18 protein-coding genes are annotated in these 20,521 nt (G+C 73.5%); 6 read left to right on the plus strand and 12 right to left on the minus strand.

The features are described 5' to 3' along the window. Positions 1 to 168 precede the first annotated feature (168 nt). From ACFXDE_RS36465 to ACFXDE_RS36490, 6 genes are all read right to left on the minus strand, one after another. Positions 169 to 3,756, minus strand: a complete 3,588-nt coding sequence (locus tag ACFXDE_RS36465) for an acyl carrier protein (protein WP_380498702.1) — start codon at positions 3,754 to 3,756, stop codon at positions 169 to 171. 63 nt (positions 3,757 to 3,819) lie between these two features. Next, a complete protein-coding gene (locus ACFXDE_RS36470; RefSeq protein ID WP_380498703.1) occupies positions 3,820 to 4,149 on the minus strand; it encodes a trypco2 family protein in 330 nt (109 codons plus the stop codon). Positions 4,150 to 4,393: 244 nt separating this feature from the next. After that, positions 4,394 to 5,206 carry a hypothetical protein gene (locus ACFXDE_RS36475; protein ID WP_380498704.1) on the minus strand — a complete coding sequence of 271 codons (813 nt, stop codon included), beginning with the start codon at positions 5,204 to 5,206 and terminating at the stop codon, positions 4,394 to 4,396. A 151-nt stretch (positions 5,207 to 5,357) separates the two neighbouring features. Further along, positions 5,358 to 7,385: a glycosyl hydrolase gene (locus ACFXDE_RS36480; protein WP_380498705.1), complete on the minus strand. Its 2,028-nt coding sequence runs from the start codon at positions 7,383 to 7,385 to the stop codon at positions 5,358 to 5,360. Between the two features lie 203 nt (positions 7,386 to 7,588). Further along, entirely contained in the window at positions 7,589 to 9,211 is a 1,623-nt protein-coding gene (locus tag ACFXDE_RS36485) for an alkaline phosphatase family protein (protein ID WP_380498706.1), read from the minus strand. A gap of 128 nt (positions 9,212 to 9,339) precedes the next feature. After that, positions 9,340 to 10,317 (minus strand): ArsR/SmtB family transcription factor, encoded by a 978-nt coding sequence (locus ACFXDE_RS36490; RefSeq protein WP_380498707.1) that lies wholly within the window; start codon positions 10,315 to 10,317, stop codon positions 9,340 to 9,342. Between the two features lie 215 nt (positions 10,318 to 10,532). Here ACFXDE_RS36490 and ACFXDE_RS36495 point away from each other — a divergent pair, with 215 nt between their 5' ends. Then, positions 10,533 to 11,006, plus strand: a complete 474-nt coding sequence (locus tag ACFXDE_RS36495; protein WP_380498708.1) for a hypothetical protein — start codon at positions 10,533 to 10,535, stop codon at positions 11,004 to 11,006. Positions 11,007 to 11,076: 70 nt separating this feature from the next. On the opposite strand, the gene ACFXDE_RS36500 is transcribed toward ACFXDE_RS36495, so the two are convergent. Beyond that, entirely contained in the window at positions 11,077 to 11,439 is a 363-nt protein-coding gene (locus ACFXDE_RS36500; RefSeq protein ID WP_380498709.1) for a hypothetical protein, read from the minus strand. Between the two features lie 295 nt (positions 11,440 to 11,734). On the opposite strand from ACFXDE_RS36500, the gene ACFXDE_RS36505 reads away from it, so the two are divergent. Both ACFXDE_RS36505 and ACFXDE_RS36510 read left to right on the plus strand, forming a co-directional pair. Beyond that, on the plus strand, positions 11,735 to 12,730 hold the full coding sequence (locus ACFXDE_RS36505) for an ArsR/SmtB family transcription factor (protein ID WP_380498710.1): 996 nt from the start codon (positions 11,735 to 11,737) through the stop codon (positions 12,728 to 12,730). A gap of 59 nt (positions 12,731 to 12,789) precedes the next feature. Then, a complete protein-coding gene (locus ACFXDE_RS36510; protein WP_380448067.1) occupies positions 12,790 to 12,966 on the plus strand; it encodes a hypothetical protein in 177 nt (58 codons plus the stop codon). A gap of 22 nt (positions 12,967 to 12,988) precedes the next feature. Here ACFXDE_RS36510 and ACFXDE_RS36515 read toward each other — a convergent pair whose 3' ends face one another. After that, on the minus strand, positions 12,989 to 13,747 hold the full coding sequence (locus tag ACFXDE_RS36515) for a hypothetical protein (protein ID WP_380498711.1): 759 nt from the start codon (positions 13,745 to 13,747) through the stop codon (positions 12,989 to 12,991). A gap of 105 nt (positions 13,748 to 13,852) precedes the next feature. On the opposite strand from ACFXDE_RS36515, the gene ACFXDE_RS36520 reads away from it, so the two are divergent. Next, positions 13,853 to 14,224: a hypothetical protein gene (locus tag ACFXDE_RS36520; RefSeq protein ID WP_380498712.1), complete on the plus strand. Its 372-nt coding sequence runs from the start codon at positions 13,853 to 13,855 to the stop codon at positions 14,222 to 14,224. Between the two features lie 21 nt (positions 14,225 to 14,245). On the opposite strand, the gene thpR is transcribed toward ACFXDE_RS36520, so the two are convergent. Further along, positions 14,246 to 14,863: an RNA 2',3'-cyclic phosphodiesterase gene (thpR, locus tag ACFXDE_RS36525; protein WP_380498713.1), complete on the minus strand. Its 618-nt coding sequence runs from the start codon at positions 14,861 to 14,863 to the stop codon at positions 14,246 to 14,248. A gap of 78 nt (positions 14,864 to 14,941) precedes the next feature. Next, a complete protein-coding gene (locus ACFXDE_RS36530) occupies positions 14,942 to 15,904 on the minus strand; it encodes a PIG-L family deacetylase (RefSeq protein ID WP_380498714.1) in 963 nt (320 codons plus the stop codon). A gap of 229 nt (positions 15,905 to 16,133) precedes the next feature. On the opposite strand from ACFXDE_RS36530, the gene ACFXDE_RS36535 reads away from it, so the two are divergent. Then, complete coding sequence (locus ACFXDE_RS36535; protein ID WP_380448059.1) at positions 16,134 to 16,631, plus strand: phosphoribosyltransferase; 498 nt, start codon at positions 16,134 to 16,136, stop codon at positions 16,629 to 16,631. Between the two features lie 35 nt (positions 16,632 to 16,666). Here ACFXDE_RS36535 and ACFXDE_RS36540 read toward each other — a convergent pair whose 3' ends face one another. After that, positions 16,667 to 17,359, minus strand: coding sequence for a hypothetical protein (locus ACFXDE_RS36540; protein WP_380498715.1), 693 nt, complete (start codon positions 17,357 to 17,359; stop codon positions 16,667 to 16,669). Positions 17,360 to 17,642: 283 nt separating this feature from the next. Then, a complete protein-coding gene (locus tag ACFXDE_RS36545) occupies positions 17,643 to 18,722 on the minus strand; it encodes a terpene synthase family protein (protein WP_380448055.1) in 1,080 nt (359 codons plus the stop codon). A 608-nt stretch (positions 18,723 to 19,330) separates the two neighbouring features. Between ACFXDE_RS36545 and ACFXDE_RS36550 the strand changes: the two genes are divergently transcribed. Beyond that, the gene (locus tag ACFXDE_RS36550) at positions 19,331 to 20,452 is read left to right on the plus strand and encodes an FAD-dependent oxidoreductase (RefSeq protein ID WP_380498716.1); all 1,122 of its coding nucleotides are present in this window, start codon (positions 19,331 to 19,333) and stop codon (positions 20,450 to 20,452) included. Positions 20,453 to 20,521 lie beyond the last annotated feature (69 nt).

Below are 20,521 nucleotides of genomic sequence, written 5' to 3' on the forward strand. Positions count from 1 at the left end.
GACTACCCGGGAGGGCCTGGTCGGCGCCGGAGGGAGTGGCGGTGGCGGCGCGCGCCGCATCGTTGGCCAGGGCGCCACCCGCACCCGGTGCCCATCGCGCAGTGGCGATGGCGGGGCGTGCCCTTCGGGAAGGCCCCCGGGCGGGCCGGTGGCCACGGGGGCAGTGCGTCACGGCAGTTGGGCCAGCACGGCGTTGACCAGCTCCCGTGCCGTGACCACCGACTCCGCATGATCGTCCGGGATCTCGATGCCGAAGGTGTCCTCCACCGCCATGATCAGCTCGACCAGGTCCAGTTCGTCGGCTCCCAGGTCCTCGACGAGCGTGTCGTCCGGGCCGATCTCGTCCTCGTCCAGGCCTAGTTGCTCGGCGACGACGGCGAGGACCCCGCGCACGACCGCCTCGACCCTGGCCTTCTCGGGCGGCGGCCTGAGTGCGGTGATGCGGATACGAAGCTGCTCCGACATCGCGAGGAAGTCCTGGTGGGTGCCCGGGTCCGCCGCAGCGAGGTCCCGGCGGAGCGCGATGGATTCGTCGAGCGCGGCGAGCGCTTCCTCGCTCCGGCCGAGGGCGGTCAGGGCCGCGGCGAGGCTGTGAAGGTTCCGGGCGAGGGCGGGCAGGTGGAGGTCGGGGTGGTGACCGGCGAGGCCGCGGTAGATGGACACGGCGCGAACGACCGCGGCCAGCGCTTCGTCCACCCGGTTGAGGGCGAAGAGCCGCAGGAACTTCCGGTCCAGGGCGGTCGCGAGGTCCGCGAGGTGGGCGTCGGGGTTGACCTCGGCCAGGCCCTCGTACATCGTGACGGCCTGTTCGGCTGCGGCGAGTGAGTCCTCGGTCCGGCCGACCGCGTTCAGCCTGGCGGACAGGTTGCTCATCACCCAGGCGAGGTCCGGGAGGTGGGCCCCGGGGTGGCCGTCGGCGAGGGTGCGGTAGGCGGCGACGGCCCGTTCGGACATGGCGAGCGCTTCCTCCGCCCGCCCGAGGGCGCCGAGTTCGACCGCCAGGTTCCCGAGGACCATGGCGAGGTCCGGGAGGTGGGCGTCGGGGCGGCGTTCGGCGAGGTCCTGGCAGGTGGTCAGGGCGCTTTCGAGGGCGGACCGGGCCTCATCGCGTCGCCCGAGCGCGGCGAGCCGGACCGCGTGGTTGCTCGTGATCCGCGCGAGGTCGGGGAGGTGGGCGTCCGGGTCGAGTTCCGCGAGGAGGCGGTGGGCGACCAGGGCCTCCTCGGCGGTCTCCAGCGCTTCCTGGTGCCGCCCCAGGTCGGACAGCCGGGTGGACATGTTGTTCAGCGCCATCGCGTAGTCGGGGAAGTGTTCGGCGAACGCCTCCTCCGACTCCTCGGCGAGCCGGTACCGGATCCGTACGGCACTCTCGATGACGGTCAGGGCCTCCTCGCGCCGGCCGAGGTCGCCCAGGCGGTTCGACAGGTTGTTGAGGGCCTTGGCGAGGGTGTGCAGATGGGGTGCCGGGTCGGCCCGTGCGAGCAGCCGGAATGCGGCGACGGCCTCCTCGATCGTGGCCAGCGCCTCCTCCTGCCGCCCCATGTCGCTCTGCCGGTTGGACAACTCGATGAGCACGTTCGCGAGCAGCGGCAGCCGGCCGGGCGAGTCCGGTGGGAGGCTGCGGCAGCGGTCCGCGAGCCTGGCGGTGGCCGTGGCGGCCCAGCCGGCGAGGCGCCGGCTGAACAGCGGGAGCAGGGCGACGAGGCGTCTCAGGTCGTCGAGTGCGATGTCGCCGTCCGTGATCCGTTCCAGGGCCGCGAGCAGCGGCCCCGGGTGCTCGGTCTGGGTGGCGACGTCGATGAGCTGCGGCGCGAGGCGGGCGCCGTGCCGGACGCACAGGGCGGTCAGGTGCTCGTCGAGCCTGCCCCGGACGTCGGGGTGGGCGGCGGCGCGGCTGTAGACGGTGAGGAGTTGCGCGGCCTGCGGCGCGTCCGCGGCCTGCGCCGGGCTGTCGGCCAGTCCGTCCGCGAGGCGGTCCGCCAGGCGCGGGTCGGCTTCGAGGCGCAGCCCGACGAACCGCTCGGCCAGCCGGTCGGGGTAGAGGCTGCCCCACAGCCGGCCCGGGACGGGGGACGGGAAGAGGGCGGCCAGCCAGAAGGCGACGGCGTCCCGCCGGTCGCGGTGCTGGTCGGCGAGCCCGATGAGGCGGCACAGGGTCCGGTCGGCCTGGTCGCGGTCGGCGGCACCGGCCAGGAGGGCGGCGGTGACGGCGTCGTCCAGGGTGTCCTCGGTCAGGCCCGGCGTCAGGCCGCCGGCCCGGGCCATGCGGTCCCAGTATCGACGTTCGTGGCCGAGCAGTCGTTTCTCCACGCTCGGGCGTGGGGCGGCGGTGGGAGTGGTGGCCGTGGCCGGCACCCCGTCGGTGTCGGGTCCGGCGGCGCCGGGTGCGTCGGCCTGGTCGAGGAGGTCGGCGAGCGCGGTCATCTGGAGGGTCAGCGCGTTCCCGAGGCCCTCCCGGGTGAGCCGGGGCACCGGAAAGGCGTCGGCCAGGACCGGCCAGTCGTGCTGCCCGTAGCCCTCGACGTACGGGAGGGCGGCGGCGAACGCCCGGACGGCGTCCTGGTAGGCCTCGGCGCGATCCGGCGGATCGGGATCGAGCGGGGGAAGGGCGAGCACCGGGGTGCCCTCCAGGTAGTCCTCCACGACGCCGCTGAGGGCCTGCGCCCGGGTCCACCAGTCGCCGGCCGTCCGGGCCAGCAGGAGGATCTTGAACGGGGTGCCGCCACCGTGCTCGGCGGCGGCCTCGACCAGCCCGGCGAGCTGCGCCGTGCGCGACTCCGCGTAGTCGACGACGACCAGCAGCGGTTTGGCCACGCGCCGCAGGGCACGCACCTCGGCGGCGGTCGCCCCGGCGTGCGGCCAGAGCACGGCCCAGCCATCGGCCGCGAGGGTGCCGGCGAAGTGGCGGGCGAGCCGGGTCTTGCCCTGGCCGCCGGGCCCGTGCAGGAGCCAGGCGCCGAACCCGCCGAGGCCGCACCAGGCCTCCAGCCGGTTCACCAGCTCCGTACGGCCGCGGAACGGCACGGTCTGCCGGTCCGCGGTGAGCAGGGCGGCCGGTGAGCCGAGCGCCTTGGCGGGCGCGGTCTCCACGGCGGCCAGGTCCTGGAACTCCACTGCTTCGAGCTGCTGCGGGCCCGCCGCGTGGTCGGCGAGGACGGCGCGGAACGACGCGTCGTGGTGCAGGACGTAGGCGGGGACGACCTTCAGTGCGGAGTGCCCCGAGTGCGCCGACTCCGCGAGGACGACACCGGTCAGCAGCCGGTCGCAGAACATCGCGGCGCCCGACAGGCCGCCCCACGGAGAGGACACGCCGTCCGGCCAGCTCGGCGGGTACGCCGACAGGTCCATGACGTACTGGTTGTTGACGAAGCCGCTGCCCGGATTCAGGTGGCCGCGCTGCTGGCTGGCCTCGATCGCCGTCCCGTTCCGCTGGGCCAGGTCGGGCACGCCCCACGTCTCGCAGTCCAGACCGGGACGGGACGTCACCGGACGCCCCCACCGCACCCCCGCCCCGGGCGGCGGCCGCCAGCCGTCGTCCGTGATCAGGACCAGCGCGGCGTCGTCACGGCCGCCCGGCGTCCCACACCACACGGGTTCGCCGACGAACTCCCGGTCACCGCCCGGACGGAACACCCGCACCCGGCCGCCCTCACGGGCCACGACGTGCGCCGAGGTGAGCACCAGTCGCGGCCCGACCACGTACCCCGATCCGGGCCCGCCCGGCCCGGTGACCGCCACGAGCCTCGTCTCGTCCATCCCCGCCCCTGTTCCCCGTCCCCGTGGGTTCCCTGTCCCCGTGGCCCCGGCGCCCGTACGTCGTCAGTGCGGGATACGGCCGCTCGTGTCGCCGGGGCCGGAGAGGCGGTTCCGCGAGCCACTGATCAGCAGGTCCTCGCCGTTGGCGCTCTTGGGCGTCAGCGTGAAGGCGACCCGGTGCGTCCTGCCGCGCGAGACCCCCGCCTCGGTCTCCGCGGCGACCGCCCAGAGCCGGAAGCCCCCCTTCGCCTTCGCGTCCGCGCGCATCTCGACCTGGAACTCCATCTCGACCGGCCCGACCGCGAACGCGATCTCCTGGTCCGCGCCCTGCGCCACGGCCTCCATCAGCTCGTCGCGCACTGCGGCGACAGCCTCCACCAGAGGAATGTCCATGTGTTCCGCTCCTGCCCTGACGTTTCCTCAAATAGCCGGTCCGACCGACACGGTAGAAGCGCGAAGCCGCGCCGCGCAGCCCGATCGGCAAAACCGGCAGCCGCAGGAAGGCAGCAATGACGATCCTCATGGTGCCCTCGGCCGTCAGCCCGGTTTGGGCAGCCGCGGCCGGAGGAGCCTCGGCCGGGGCGACCAACCCCGCAACGCGGCGCGCAGCCGGCGCACTGCCCCGAGCGGGCGCGGGTCAGGCGGCCTTGGGGAAGTCCTTGCGCTTGATCTTGGCGCGGCGCCCGTCGGGGTGGTGGAAGACGATGCCTTCCGCGAGCGCGCCCGGGGTGTAGCGGCTCTCCATCTCGGCCAGGTAGTCGCGCAGGCCCGCGTAGGTCCGGGGCACGTCCTGGTAGACCGGCACCTGGAGGTTGAAGGGGACGCAGTGGTGCTCGGTCACACCGAGCGGGTTGCCCTGGATGCGGGGGCCGAGGGCCTCGCAGGAGTGCTCGCCGTCGGGCCAGGCGGTGGTGTCGGTGGCGTGGGCGGCGGCGAGGATCCACTTGTCCTCGGCGGCCTGCTCGTCGGTGTCGACGTACCAGCCGTCCCGGATGCCCTGCTGCTTCTGGGCCTTCGTCGGGTTGCGGCGCTTCTCCACCCGGACCAGCCGTCCGGCGCGGACGGTGAGGCGGACGTTGGTGCCGTCCAGCTTCTCGGTCGGCACCCCCTCGCCCTCGAAGACCCACGCGCATTCGGCGCGGGGCCGGTCGACGACGCGGAACGCGTCGTCCCGGTCGAACAGCGTCGGGATCTTCTCCATGACCTGGATGCCCTTTCTGACGTGGCCCAGCAGTTCCTCGTGTGTGATCGCCCCGGCGGCCAGCCCGCCCGCGAGCGCGCGGACGAGGTCGGCGACCGAGACCTCCGCCTCGACCGCCACGTGCTTGAGGGCCTTCTTCTCCTCGGGCGACACCCAGGCGACCAGCCGTGACCACCCCTCGGGGGGAGTCCACCGCGCCAACTGCGCGGGGTCCTTCCGGGGGCGGCCGCGCTTCTTGACCTCGTCCATGCCAGGAGACCCTAGGGACGGCACTGAGGTTGTGTCAATTGGCATAACAGAAAATCGGCGGCACCGGGCGGGCGGAGCCGCCGGCGCGAAGGCGCGGGAGGCCGCCGTCCCGTCGTGGGGCGGCGGCCTCCCGGGTGGGGGCGCAGGGGGCTCAGCGCATGGACACCGCGTCCACGTAGACGGAGGACTGGCCGGTCGCCCCGTCGGCCGGGACGAAGTCGACGCCGAGTTCGCAGACCCTGGTGAGGTCGGGGACGGCGGCCAGGTTGAAGGACAGCCGGGTGCCGTCGGCGTCGACCGGGTAGGTGCCGCTGTCGTACCAGTCGCAGCCGGCACCGGCCTTCACGTACAGCTTGGCCTTGGTGCCCGCGGCCTGGTTGCCCCAGGGGGCGGTGCGGGCGGTCGCGGTGAGGGTGAGGTTGCCGGTCAGGTCGGCCGGGGTGGCGTAGTGGCGCAGCAGGAAGGCCTCGCCGCTCTCCAGTTGGACGTCGGCCTTGAGGGAGCGGGTGCCCTGGGCGGCCCACTCGGTGACCGGCCAGGGGCCGTTCTTGATCCGCCAGCCGCCCCAGCCGTCGGGTCCGGTCTCGAAGTCGCCGAGGGTGCTCGCCGGGGTGGTGGCGGTCAGGTTGTCGATGTACACCGAGCTCTGGCCGGAGGCGCCCGGCGCGGGGGCGAAGCGGACCCCGATCTCCTCGACGTCGGCGAGGTCGGTCACGCCCGCGAGCGGCATGGTCAGCACGGCGCCGTCCGGGCCGACCACGGTGGAACCGCTGTCGTACCAGGTCCTGTTGGCGCCGGTGCGCAGGTAGAGCTTGGCGGTCGTGCCGGCGGCCTGGTTGCCCCAGGGGGCGGTGCGGGCGTCGACGGAGAGCGTGCTGTAGGCGCTGAGGTCCTGGCGGGCGACCTTGTTGAGGTAGGTCTCCGGGCGGGTCAGGTCGACGTCGGCCTTGAGGGAGTGACTCTGCTGGGAGGCCCACTCGTCCACCGCCCAGGGCCCGTTCAGGGTCTGCCGGCCGCCCCAGCCGTCCGGGCCGGTCTCGAAGCCCTCCAGCACGGTGCCCGGTGCCGGCGGGCGCGGCGGCCCGGCCGGGTCGGTCGTGGCGGACGGGTCGATCCCGCCCAGGTTGAGCGTCCACCGGTCGTTCATCAGTGCCGGGGCGCCGAGTTGCACCGTGGGGCTCCACTTGTCGTTCCAGGCCAGGAAGTAGGTGGTGGCCGGGAACCGGGTGCGGATCGCGTCGGCCCAGCGGCCGTAGTCGTAAGCGGCGGGCGCGGGCACGTGGGTGGCGGGGTCGTTCGGCGGGCCGATCTCGGCGAAGGCGAACGGCTTGTGCAGCGCGGTCAGTTCGCCGTAGCCCTGGGCGGCGGCCGGGTCGGTCGGGTAGCAGTCGAGGCCGACCACGTCGGTGTAGGCGTCGCCGGGGTAGTACGCGGCGCGGTCGCCGGCGCCGCAGAGCGGGGAGTAGACCCAGAGCAGGTTGTGCAGGCCCTTGGCCTGGGTGAGGTAGCGGTAGGTGTACTGCCAGGCGGAGACGTAGGCGGCCCGGTCCTGGCCGCTCCACCAGAAGGCGCCCGCGCCGGAGGTGTTCATCTCGTGGAACGGGCGGAACAGGACGGGGACGCCGGCGCCGTTCAGGTCGGCGAGGCCGGTGGCGATCCTGTCGAGGGTCTGCTGCCAGGCGGCACCGACGGTGGTGGTGGGGTCGGTGAGCTGCTGGAAGCCGTCCAGGTGGGTGTAGAGGCCCTGGAGTCCCGGCCGGACCGGGTTCGGCGCGTGGACGCCGACGGAGACCAGGCCGCCCCTGGCCGACCAGTTCTTCAGGTCGGCGTTGCAGGAGGAGTCGATGGTCGAGCTGCCGTTCGAGCCGTAGTCGCAGGCGATCAGCCCGGGGTACTGGCCGGTCTGGGCCTTCAGGTCCTCGGTCTGGGCGAGTGAGAAGGCGGAGCCGCTGTAGCCGGCGAACAGGCCGGAGACCACCCGGTTGCCGGCCCGGCCCGGCAGGTGCGACAGCCAGTCGAGCACCCGGCCGGTGGCCGCGGTGGCCTGGGGATCGGATGGGGCGACGGTGGCCGTGGCGGCCGCGGTGGCGGCCGGGGCGACCGGAGTGGCCGGGGTGGCCGCGACCAGGGGGGCCAGGAGGAGCGCCGATATCAGGGCGGCGCGAGCTTTCTGAAGCATGATCAGACCGTAACGTGATCCGCTTCCGCGGCCGCCCGGGGCCCGGACGACCTGCGGATCCGCGAGCTGCTGTCGCGCCCCCGCCCGGCCCTGGAGGCCCTCCTCGACACCGCCATCACGTGACGGGGCCGCGCCCGGATGCGGGCACGGCCCCGGCGTGCCGGTCGGGTGTGCCGGTCGGGTGTGCCGGTCGGGTGTGCCGGTCAGGAGGCGTTCAGCGTGGTGTCGTCGATGACGAAGCCGGTCTGGTCGGCGGAGGAGTTCTCCACGCCGGTGAACGTCAGCGTGACGCTCTTCCCGGCGTAGGCGGACAGGTCGAGGGTCCGCTGCGTGTAGCCGTTGGCGGCGTCGAGGTTCGAGTAGGTGGCCAGGGTGGTGCCGTTGGCGGTGACGGTGAGCGTGTCGTCGGCGGTGCCCGTGGTCTTGGCCGTGTCGATGTGGAGCCAGAAGCCGAGCGCGGCCTTGCAGCCGGCCGGGACGGTGACGCTCTGGCTGAGCGTGTCGGTGTGCGCGGAGCCGTAACCGTCCAGCCAGGCGTCCCAGTTGCCGCTGTGCGCGGGCTCGCTGGCCAGGTCGTTGTTGATCACGCCGGAGGTCGCCTTCCACGGCGCCGGGCTGTTCCCGTTCTCGAAGCCCGGGTTGCCGAGCAGCTGGCCGGGCGACGGGCAGCCGGTGCCGGCCGGGCTGACCGTCCAGGTGAACGAGGTGCTGCCGGACGGGCCGGTCGAGTCGGTGGCGGTGACGGTGACGGCGGAGGTGCTGGCCGTGGTCGGGGTGCCGCTGATCAGGCCGGTGGAGGCGTTGACCGACAGTCCGGCCGGCAGACCGGTGGCGGCGTAGCCCAGCGTGCCGCCGGCGGTGTCGGTGGCCCGGATCTGGAGGGAGGCGGGGGTGCCGACGGTGCCGGCCTGGTTGCCCGGCGCGGTGACGCTGACGCCGCCGGTGGTGCCGGTGTTCCAGGCGTCGGTGATCGGTGTGGCCTGGGCGGCGGCACCGGCGTACGGCAGGCCGTACATGTCCTCGATGGTGCGCAGCACGCTGAAGTGGTCGATCTGCTCGGTGTAGGTGCCCGGCTTGACCTGCTGGCCGTTGAAGAAGGTGGCGATCTGGTTGGGGCCGGCGCTGTCGTCCTCGTCGAAGGTGGTGATCAGCAGGCTGTTGTGGGTCTTGGCCCACTGGACGTAGGCGTCCAGGTTGTTCTTCAGCCAGGTGTCGCCGGTGGGGATCGAGCAGTCGTGGATGTCGTCGCAGAGGTTGGGGATCACCCAGGAGACGGTGGGCAGTTGGGTGAAGTCGGTCGGGAAGCTGGTGAACGGCAGGCTGGCGGAGGCCGGCACGTTGGTGAAGTTGGTCCACGGGACGTGCTTGCGCGCGTACTTGCCCGAAGTGCAGACCGTCGAGCCGGCCGCGGGCAGGCTTTCCGAGTAGCCCTTGAACGTCAGGCCCTTGGCGATGAGTTGGGCGCCCTCGTTGTCGGTGCTGAAGCTGTGCGGGCAGGAGTCGTCGGTGACTCCCTGGTTGGAGCCGGAGAACAGGTCCAGGTAGTTCGGCTGGCTGGGGTGTTCGATCGCGAAGGAGTTGGTGAAGTTCGCGCCGGTGTTGGCCAGTTGGTTGAAGTACGGGGCCTGTGGGTTGCCCACGATGGAGCTCTCCGAGGTGTTTTCGAAGAGCACCACCACGACGTGGTCGGGCCGCGGAACGGCGGCCGTGGCCGCGGCGGCGGTGCCGGCGGTGCCGGTGGCGCTTGCGGGAGCGACGGCGCCGGTGGGCCCGCAGAGCAGGGCGACGGCGGCGGCGAGGCCGGTGGCGAGGCGTGACAGACGCACGGATTCTCCTCGGAGGGGCGGGTGATTGGCCGTCACTGTCCCGCAGTTGACGATGCCCTCACAAGAGCCGCGTCGGCGAAGGCCGGGTGAACGGCAGGCCGCCTCCGGCGCAAGCGACAGGGCGAGGGTCAGCCGCGGCTCCCGCCCGTGCCGGGGGGCTCGGGGTTGTTCAGCAGCAAGTCGTGTCCGAGCGGGGTGAGGTCGTGGCGGACCTGCCGCCCTTCGCGCTCCGTGGTGATCACGCCGGCCACGCGCAGGGCCGTGGCGTGGGCGGAGGCGCTCGCCGGGCTGAGGCCAAGACGCCTGCTCAGCTCGGCCGTGGTGCACGGGCCCAGGCCGATCGCGCGCAGGGCGCGGGCGCGGGTCGCGCCCATGAGTCCGGCCAGGCCGTCCGTCCGCCGGGCAACGGCGGCTCCGGCCGGGCGGGCACGGCTCGGGTACAGGACCGTCGCCGCGGGGTGTTCCGTCGGGAGGGCCGTGATGGACGTCAGGAAGATGTTGGGACGCAGTTCCACGCCCCGCCCGTCCAGGTCCCACCCTTCGTTCAAGCCGTGGACGGCGAGTTGCAGGACTTCGCCGGTCCGCCAGCGCGTCTGCGGGTGCAGCCGCTCCAGCATGACGCCGGTGCCGGCCTCGGCGGCGGCGCGGGACCGGTGTGCGATGTCGGCTCCGAGCAGCCGCCGGATGTCCGGCCAGTCCGCGGCGAAGCAGGACCGGAAGAGGGCCCAGGCGCCGTCGGCGATCAGCCGCAGCCCTCGGGTGCCGCCGTCGCGCAGCTCCCGGACGATGGGCGGCAGGCCTGGGTCGTCGCCGTAGAAGTCGAGGTCCCGGCGGATCCGGCTCTCGGGCAGGGCCACGATGGCGTCGAGCTCGTCGGCGAGCCCCTGGCGGCCGGATTCGACGTTGGCGACGAGGAAATCCGGAACCCCCTCGAAGCTGGCGTTCACCAGCTCCAGCAGGCGATCGGCCTGGTGCGGCACGTGCTGGCGCATCCGGCGCCACCAGCGGGCGCGTCCGAGCGAGGCGCCGACGCAGTGGTGCTCCGCCCCGGCGATGCCGCCGATGATCTGGTCCATCGACGAGACGGCGAACGTGGTGCGCGCCATGTCCGCGGCACCGAAGCGCAAGTCCAGCACGGATCCCCCCGGTTCCCGCCCGTCCTCCCCATTGGACGACGATCATGCCGGGTGCCGTCCGCCGTGGGGTGGTTTCGCAACTATTCGGTCCTGGCTGAACAGCTCGCGGGGCGCCGATTCCTGCTGCCAGCATCGCGGTGCGCGCTTCCGTCGCGTCCCACCTCTTCCGAAGGAGCATCACCGCCATGCGCATCCGCCCCCGAACCCCGGCCGGCCGTCTTCTCGGACTCGGCACCGCCACCATGGCGCTGGCCGCCGGCACGATGATGGCCACCGCCGGAACGGCCGGCGCGAGCCCCGGGGACAACGTCTGCCGGAGCACGCCGGTCTACGTCGGCGCCGGCTTCACCCTGTTGCCGTGCGTCTACCAGGACAGCAGCAGCTACATGCACGGAAAGGCCATCGCCACCGGTGGCCCGACCGACGTCTACCTGCACGTGCAGCTCGGCTACCGCTGCGACACCAGCGGGCCGGTCAACTGGGTTCCCGGGACGGACACGGCGACGTACATCCCGAAGGGCGGGGGCGGGGCCACCCTGTACACGGTCCCCTCGGACGGCATCGGCGCGTTCCCCGGCTGCCAGTACTTCTCGAAGACCTGGATCGTCGACAACGACCAGCAGATCGGAGACGTCGAGGCCGGCCCGGTCATCGGCTGAACCGTGCGGGCACCGGTCCCGTCATGGCCCCTTCCCCCGGGAGGGGCCAGGACGGGACCGGCGGCGTCCGTCAGTACGACTGGCTGGTGGCGCAGCGGCCGGTGTTCCCGTTGCACACGACGACGAACGAGGTGATGCCGGCGTCGATGAGCCTGTCGGTCTGGGCCGGCGTGCGGGTGGCGGTCCAGTCGCTGGAGCTCCCGCCGTTGGACTGGTGGAGGACCACGCTACAGGGGTCGCCCATGGTGGAGATCGCGAAGCCCTGCACCCAGTCGTGCCCGTTCATGAACGTGTCCTGCATCCACCCGGCACAACCGGGGACGTTGGCCGAGAAGGTGGCGTCGGCCGACGCCATCCCGGTGCTGAGGCTCAGGCCGACGGTCGCGACGGCGGCGACGGCGGCGAGGCGGGTGGCGGTGCGCTTCCTGATCATCGGTTTCTCCTGGTGTCCGACGGCTGATTGCCTCGGCCCACGGTGCCCTGGCTCCGTCCGGAGGCCGGTTTCCCGGACAAGTCCGTACGACTGCCTGCGAGTTCCGGAGGTCGGGTCGTTCTTCGAGGGCCGTGTGTGTCGTGGGTGGCCCCCCCGGGGAGTGGTGCGGTCGTGCCGCCCGTTCCCGGTTCAAGGGAACCGGCTGACGGGGCTGCCCTTCGAGTGATTCGATGACGTTCGAAGACTCATGACGCCGGCCGTTCGGGCGGCCGACGGCCGAACCTCGGGGGGTGTCGTGCTCTGTCTCGACATGGACCGCGCCGTCCTCGCGAACACCCGGTTCGCGATCTCGCCGCTCAGCACCGCGGTCGGTGCGCTCGGTCTCCTGCGTGGCAACGAGCGGCCGGGCGGCGGCGGTTGGCGGGGCAGGGTCCAGGAGGCCGTCCGCGAGCGCAGGCTCGTGCTGCTGGGCGCGCTGTTCGGCGGTTCGTGGGACTACGTGCCGGACTTCCTGACCCCGCAGCCGCAGACCCCGGAGGCTCCGGTGCAGGAGGAACTGCACGCGGTGGCCACCACGGGCTCCGCCCGTCTGCGCTGGGAGCTGCGGATCATGGCCCAGGGGGTCCGTGCGGAGCGTCTGGCGGGCCGGGTGCTCCCCGTGGTCCTGCGCGAGGCCCTGGAGCGGGGCGAGCGGGACTTTGCCGAGCTGGTGGCAGCCGAGCTGGAACGGCTGTGGGAGTCGGCCCTCGCCCCGCACTGGCCGGCCCTGCGCAGCCGCATGGAGGAGGACATCACCCACCGGGCGCGGACCACCGCCCGCCACGGCCTGGCCGGCATGCTGGCCACCCTGCATCCCCGGGTGCACTGGAACGACGACCGGCTGAACCTGGTCGGCCGCTTCCAGGCCCGGATCCCCGGCAGCACCGGCCTGGTCCTGACCCCCTCGGTGTTCCCCGCCGGCCTGCGCGTGGTCGTCGACTCGGTGCCCTCGCCCGCCGACCGCGAGCCGATGCTCGCCTACCCCTCCCGGCCCGGGCCCGCCACCGGCCCGGGGCGCACGGTCCCCGCCCTGCTCGGGGCGACCCGCGCCCGCCTGCTGTCCGACCTGCACGCCGCCCGCACCACCGCGGAACTGAGCGAGCGGCACTTCCTCGCCACCAGCACGGTCTCCTACCACCTCGGCATCCTGCACCGCACCGGACTGATCACCCGCACCCGCACCGGAGCGCACGTCCTGTACCAGCGGACCCACCGGGCCACCGACCTGCTGGTCGACCCCCGGCCCCGCTGAGGCAAGCTGATCGGGCGCGGCTCACCGCCCTGCCCCCGCTGCGTCCCGTTGGAGGCCCGATGCCCGAGCTCCCCCCGCCCCGCCGCGTCACCCTCCGGCTGCCCGCCGACCTCGCGGACTGGCTCCACGGTTTCGCCGAGATCTCCCACCGGTCCGTCGACGACGTGGTCCGGCCGCTCATCGAGGCGGAACGGGCCCGCGTCACCGCGAACTGGGACCGGCCGGAGCCGGAGTAGAACCGGGAGCGGGGCGGGGCCGTTACTGCAGGATGCCGACCGCCCGCGCCACCACCAGGACCACCGTGATCAGGGAGACCGCCGACTGCGTCATCATCAGCAGTTTCGCCCAGACCGACAGCGGCATGGTGTCCGTCGGGCTGAAGGCGCAGGCGTTGGTGAACGCCACGTACAGGTAGTCCGGGTAGGAGGGCTCCCAGCCCGGCTCCGCGATGCCCTCCTGCTGCATCTGCGGGAAGAGGAAGTCCGGGTAGGCCTTCACCCCCTGGGCGCGGGCCGCCGGGCCGCCGCGGTCCCACTCCCAGTACCAGAGCGAGAAGGCGATGATGTTGGTCGCCCACACCGCGCCGCCGGTGCCGAGCAGCGCCAGCGCGCCCGGCGAGGCGGAGGTGTGGATCAGGTCGCGCACCAGCTTCACCGCCGACCAGCCGTTGGCCAGGCTGATCACCGCCACCATGGCCAGGCTCATCAGCCGCAGCAGCCGCGACGTCTGGTCGATGCGCTTGTGCGGGTTGAGGACCGCCAGGGCCACCAGCAGTGCCAGTTCCAGGGCGGGCAGCATCCAGTGCGGGTGGATGGTCAGGCGGGTCGGCAGGGCCAGCTGCAGGCCCACGGCGACCAGGATGGCCACCGAGACCGCCCAGCGCTGCTCACCGAGAGTGACCGAACGCCACGCCGGGCGCTCCGGCTTCTCGGGCTCCAGGAGCCGTTCGATCCGCTCCAGCCTGCGGTGCAGTGCCTCGGAAAGCTGCGCCGGGGCATGGGGTTCGTGGTCACTCATGGCGCACAGTGTGGCAGGCGTCCACTCGCGCGATCGCGGGGGTACCGGGTGCGGGGACGATAATGACCGGGCTGCTGGAGAGTCGATGGAGAGGCAGAGAAGCGGATGACCCTGGTGGAAGGCCTGCGCGTCAGGTTGGCCGAGGACCTCGCCCTCGGTGAGGCGGTCGCCGGGGAGGCCGGGGCCGTCGTCGGGTTCCTCTCGCTGGGGGCCGGGGTCGAGGGCACCGTCGAGCGGGTGGACGAACTCCCCGAGAGCCACGAGGTCCGCGAGTACCTGCGTCTCAAGGCGCTGTTCGAGGACTACGGGCACACCATGCCGGCGGCCAGCCGCGAGCGGCTGGAGGCCGAGATCGCCGTGCTGGAGCCGCAGTGGGCCGCCCACCGGGAACGGGGGAAGCAGGTGACGGTCCGGGTCCGGCTGGACAACGGCCTCGTCCTCGACGGGGCGCACCAGGACGTCCTGACCCCGCTGTAAGAGGGGGCGTTCGCCGGTCGGCTACGGCCCGGCGGGGGCGTCGTCGCCGCCGGTGCGGGCCGCGGTGCCGAACGGCCAGGCCTCGATGTCGCGGTAGCGGATCGGGCCGGGGCCGCGGCCGGTGTTGCTGCCGACCAGGTGGAGGCGCTCGGCCTGCCAGGGCCGGCCCGCGAATCCGTCGAGGCCGGCCGCGGCCCGGGGCACGCTGGTGGGATCGTCGCGGCGCGCGCGTGCCAGGGTCAGGTGGGGGCGCAGCGGGCGGCTGCGGAAGGCGATGCCGCAGGAGGCGACCAGGTCGCGGACGTCGGCGGCGAGCTGGTGCAGTCCTTCCAGGTCGCCGCCGATGCCGCTCCACAGCAGCCGCTCGTCGAAGTGGCCGCCGCCGCGCAGGGCCAGTTGCAGGGCGGGGTGGGAGGCGGCCCGGCCGGCGAGCACGGACTGCAGCAACGGTACTGCGGTGGAGGGGAGTTCGCCGAGGAAGGCCAGGGTGATGTGCCAGTCCTCGATCCGGTTCCAGCGTAGCCGCGGGTACATGGCGTAGGCGGGCTGCAGGGCCCGGGCCAGTTCGTCCTTGGCGTCGTCGGGCGGGGCCAGCGCGATGAAGACGCGCAGGGTCGAGGGCTCGGGGGGAACGTCCACGAGGGATTTCTAGCACCCCTCCCCCGGCCGTCGGCCGCCGGGACCGGTGGCGGGACGGAGCCGTCCCCCCGGCGGCCGTCAGTGGTACGGCCCGTCGTTGCCGCACTGGTTGGTGAAGTCGCCCGGAGGTGCCCAGGTGCCGTTCGCGGTGAAGCGGCGGCCGGCGGCGGCCGGGTCGGTCTCCTTGCCGGCGAGTTCGTCCCAGGTGGTGGGGCCGACGGCCGGGTCGTGCGGTTTGTAGGCGTTCCAGACCGCGAGTTTCTCGTCCCGCCAGTAGCCGCCGAACCGGTCGGGCTGGTTCGCGAGGCTGTAGCCCTGGTACTCGTCGCGCTGGCGGACGGTCGTGCCGGTGGCGGTGAGCGGGTCGGCGCCGGGCGGGATCGTGGAGTCGGCGGCGGCGGCGAACAGGGCGGCGGACGTGTGGTCGATGTGGTCGCCGTCGCGGTGGCCGATGGTGCTCTGGGAGCGCAGGTAGTCGGGGTTCACGCCGTCCGTGACGGCCCGGAGTGTGGCGAGCAGGTCCTGGCGGGTGTACGCGGGCCGGCCGTCGATCGGGCGGCCGGCGAAGGCCGGGTCGTGGAGCATCCGGTAGAGGTCGCCGCAGTTGTCGCCGGAGGCCCCGTCCGCGGCGTGGATGTACAGGAAGAGCAGGTGGACCCTGGTCCCGGTGAGGGTGTCCGTGGCCACCGGGTGACCGTTGAAGACGGACTCGTTGAACGTCCAGTCGTTCGCGGTCTTCGCGGCGCGCGCGTAGGCGGCCTTGACGCCTTCGGTCCGCATGTTCGCGTAGTCGAGGCGCTCCTGGGTCGAGCCGCTGCCGTAGGCGATCTCACCGGCGGTGAGGTAGACGACCCAGGTGTCGTATCCGGCTTGGACGTCGGACAGGATGTCGGGGTTCATGAAGAGCAGGTCGTCGTCCTCGTGGGCGACGAAACTCAGCGTCGTGAGAGGGGTGTTCGCCGAGGCCGCCGGTGCCGGCCCGACCAGGCCGGCGACCGTGATGCCTGCCACGGCCAGCATGGTTCGCAAACGCTTTGCCATCGGTGCTCCTTGTCAGGGGGCCGCCTGCGCCGGTTGCCGTTCTTCGGAGCGGGCCTGTTCCGAGGCTAGGACGGGGTCGCTTACCGCTTGCTTACCGACCGCTGATCGGTCGTCGGTGGACGGGACCTCCCGGGTCGCGGGGGACGTCGTGTCCCGTGGAACGTCCCGTCGGCACTGCCCGGCGTGCCGGTGCTCGCCAGCCGGGCGGCGGGCGGGGAGACTGGGCGCTGTGACCGACGTGCGCGAGACCTTGACTTACGAGATGTTCGGGCGGGCGGTGCGCGAGCTGGCGCACACGATCGCCGCCGACGGGTACGAGCCCGACCTCGTCCTGAGCATCGCCCGTGGCGGCGTGTTCGTGGCGGGCGGTCTGGCGTACGCGCTGGACTGCAAGAACATCCACCTGGTGAACGTCGAGTTCTACACGGGCGTGGGCACCACCCTGGAGATGCCCGTCATGCTGGCGCCGGTGCCCGCGGCGATCGACTTCACCGACAAGAAGGTGCTGATCGCCGACGACGTCGCCGACACGGGCAAGACGCTGAAGCTGGTACACGACTTCTGCCTCGGCCACGTCGCCGAGGTGCGGTCCGCCGTGATCTACGAGAAGTCGCACTCGCTCGTGAAGTGCGAGTACGTGTGGAAGAAGACCGACGACTGGATCGAGTTCCCCTGGTCGACGGAAGGGCCGGTCGTCAAGCGCGCCGGCCAGGTGCTCGACGCCTGACCTGGACGAGGGCGCGGTGGCGCCCCGGGGGGAGATCAGCGCAGTTCGACGGTGATGCCCACGCGTGCGAGCAGTCGGAGGACGTCGTCGACGTACGGCGTCTCGCCCTCCGTGTCCACGGTCACCTCGGCGAGCGCGCACCGGGCGACCTCGGCGTCGTGCCAGACCAGGGTGAACGACGCGAACGGCAGGTCCCCGCCGCACGGGCAGCCGCGCAGCACGTGCCAGCACTGGGCGTAGTGGCCGCCGGGGCCGACGACCGCCTCGCCGATCGCGCACACCAGTCCCGGCACGTCGGTCACGTGCCGCCCGTAGAGGTGCCGTACGGAGCCCGTCGGGGACCGGCCGGCGTCCTGACGGCCGGCTTCCTGACGGGCGGCGGCGAAGGCGGCCCACTCCTTCCGGCCCTCGGACGGGAACGCGGCCCAGGTGCCGGCCTCGGCCGGCGGCCCCTCGAACCAGGCGTCCCACACCGGCCGGGCCGCCGGCACGGGCCGGACGGCGGGGCCCTCGGCCAGCCACAGGTCCAGCAGGGTCCCGCCGAGCACGGACGGGCGGGAGGCGATGACGTTGAGCGGCATGTGCTCCTGGTGGCGCATCACCCGGCCGGTCCGGTCCACGGCGAGCAGTGTCACCCGGTCGCCGTCGCCCCGCGGGCGCACCAGCCGGCGCAGCAGCCTCTCGCCGGGCTCGCAGCCGATGAGCCGCATCGGCGGGGACGCGGGCACACCGCGGTAGAGGCCTTCGACGCGGTGGCACGCGCCGAGCCCGCCTCCGCCCGGTCCGTTGAACAGCCGCCATTCGGCTCCCCGGGCCGGGCGCGGACGGCGGGGCTCCTGGTTGCCCTCCCTGTGACGGGCTCGGCGCCGTCAACGGCGGTGGCACCGGCCCGGGGACGGGCGCGGTGCCACCGGCTGCGGGCGGCTCCTGGGGGCGGGTTCCGGGATCTGCCCGGGGGCCGGGTCGACTTGGGCCATCAGCCCTGCAGAACGCCGGTCTGCGCCCGGGGATTCAGCGGGCCGGGGCGGCGCTCGTCCGGGTCCGCCGGGAGCGCGGGCCCACGGCCTTCCACGTGCGGACGGCGGGGGTGATCAGGACGTCGCGCAGGGCGCGGCGCGCCGGCTGCGGGGTGCCGGGCAGCACCGGGTACCGGGCGCTGGTGCCGGTCCATGTGGTGAGGGCGGCGAGGAACTGGTCCAGGAGCAGGGCGAAGCGGTGGGTGTCCAGGACCTGGTCCACCGGGGGGCCGGCGGCGGCGTCGGCCGCGGGAGGCGGTCCGGCGTGGAAGCCGCGCCGCACCGCCGAGTGGAGCCAGCAGAAGCGCCGTTCCTCCGCGTCCAGCCGCTCGCTCACGTCCTGGCGGGCCTGCGCCGCGGACAGGCCGCCGTCGGCCATCCGGGCGGCGATGGCGTTGAAGGTCTCGTCCTTGCCGCCGTCGGCCGCGAGGTCGTTCGTGAGGATCCCGCAGGTCGAGAAGGCGTCCAGGAGGTCCTGCACCATGGGGTCGCCCCAGTGCGGCGTGATGCACTGGTCGGCGAGTTCGCACCACATCGCGGCCAGCAGCATGCCGCCGTCGGCCGGACGGAGCATCAGGTACTCGCGCAGCGTGGGCGTTCGTCCCGGCTGCACGTAGTGCACCAGTTTGTCGCGTGCGGCGACGATCCATGCGGCCAGCTGCTCGCGGTAGCGCTGCCACCAGAAGTCGGGCATCATCGCGCGGCTCTCCCGGACCAGCTCCGCCAGCGCGTGGACCGCGGGATGGTCGTCGGGTGCGGGCCGGTCGCTCTCGGCGCAGACGCACAGCAGCGACCGGGTCAGCCTCCCGACCGCGTCCAGCGGGGCGCCGCGGAGGTCTCCGTCCAGCAGGTCGTCGGTCGTCCACGTCCACAGGGCCCAGCGGGCGGCCAGGCGCAGCGGGGCGCCCCCGGCGGTCGGCCACGCCTTGAGGCACAGGTCCACGTATCCGTGCGAGAGGTAGGCCTCCGGCGCCGGGTGCAGGCCGTACCGTTTCAGGAATTCGAGAGCGTCAACGCTCAGGTCGGCGCGTTCGGCTTCCCTGGGCTGCGGAATGAGGCGGACAAGGTCGCTCACCGGTCGGCTCCTCGTGCGAAGGACCCGAGCCGGCCGACGTCTTCGGCGGCCGGCTCGGCGGCGCGAGCTGTCTCACGCGCTGCACGACCAACGACCGTCCGGGCGAGCCGATGCGTTTCCGTGCCACACCCGCGAGCCGTGCGGCCGAGGTTTGAGGGTTGTGTGTGGCACATGTGTGGTCGGCGGGGTGGCCGGGGCCTCTCGTGCTGACGGACCGTCAAGAGGGCGCAGCAGTGGGGTGCTGGGACAAGGTCGGGTACGGACGGCAGGTGGCCGGGCGCACGTGCCGGATGCGGGCGCGTGCGGCGGGGTGGCCGGAGCGGCGGGCGCCGGCGGTGGCACGGGCCGGCCCGGGGACGTGTTCGGGCGCACGGTTGGCGTAGTCGGCGGCCGGGTCGTCCTCCGGAGGAAGAGGGCGCGTACCGGCGGCCGTGCGCCCCGCTTTTCGGGGGTGGTCCGGGCGGCGTCGGGTGGTGTGCGGACAGTCGTATGCCGGTCGTCCGGCAGGGTCCGACGGCCGGATGACGGCGGTATGACGGCGGCGCCTGACAGCGTCCGGGGAGGCCGGCCGGAACCGATCGGGCGGCCCGATCCCGAAGGAGTCACCCATGCGCACACCCGTCACGATCGTCGGCGCCGGGCTCGGCGGCCTCACCCTGGCCCGGGTCCTGCACCTGCACGGCATCCCGGTCGCGGTCCACGAGGCCGATCCCTCCCCGTCGGCGCGCACGCAGGGCGGGCTGCTCGACATCCACGACTACAACGGGCAACTCGCCGTCGCGGCGGCCGGGCTGACGCAGGAGTTCCGCGCCATCGTGCTGGAGGGGCGCCAGGCGATGCGGGTGCTGGACCGCGACGGGACCGTCCTGTTCGAGCAGGCCGACGACGGCACGGGCGGGCGTCCCGAGGTGCAGCGCGGCGACCTGCGGCGGATCCTGCTCGACTCGCTGCCCGCCGGGACCGTGCGGTGGGGGCGCAAGGCGACCGCCGTCCGCCCCCTGGGCGGCGGCCGGCACGAGGTGGCGTTCTCCGACGGCTCCGGAGTCGTCGCGGACCTGCTGGTCGGCGCCGACGGCGCGTGGTCGCGCGTGCGGCCGCTGCTCTCGGCCGCCCGGCCCGGGTACGCCGGCAAGTCGGTCGTCGAGACGTACCTGGCCGACGCGCGCACCCGGTTCCCGGCCACCGCGCGGGCGGTCGGCGGCGGCTCGATGATCGCGGCGTCGTCGCCGGACCGGGAGATCTTCGCGCACCGGGAGAGCGGCGACACCCTGCACGCCTACATCGGGATCACCGAGCCGCTGGACTGGTTCGCGGGCCTCGACGTCACCGACGCGGCCGCGGTCACCGCGCGCGTCGCGCGGGAGTTCGCCGACTGGGCGCCGGAGCTCCTCGCGTTGATCACCGAGGCGGACTCCGCACCGGTCCTGCGCCACCTCCACGCCCTCCCGGCCGAGCACCGGTGGGAGCGGGTGCCCGGGGTGACCCTGCTCGGCGACGCCGCCCACCTCCAGGCCCCGAACGGCGAGGGCGCCAACCTGGCCATGCTCGACGGCGCCGAGCTCGGTCTGGCCCTCGCCGCGCACCCCGGCGACGTGGAGGCGGCGCTCGCCGCGTACGAGCGGGACATGTTCCCCCGCAGTGCGGAGGCCGCCGAGTTGTTCCCGGAGGGCGGCTCCGGGGACGACGCGGTCCATCCCGTGATCGGGCTCCTCACCGGGCAGGGCCGGTGAGGAGCCGTGCCCGGGGCCTGCCGGGGCCCGGGGGGGGGGGGGGCGGCGCCCGGGGCGGGCGGCCGCCCG

Origin of the sequence: Kitasatospora sp. NPDC059408 (genome assembly GCF_042751525.1) — a bacterium.
Classification (GTDB): Bacteria; Actinomycetota; Actinomycetes; order Streptomycetales; family Streptomycetaceae; genus Kitasatospora.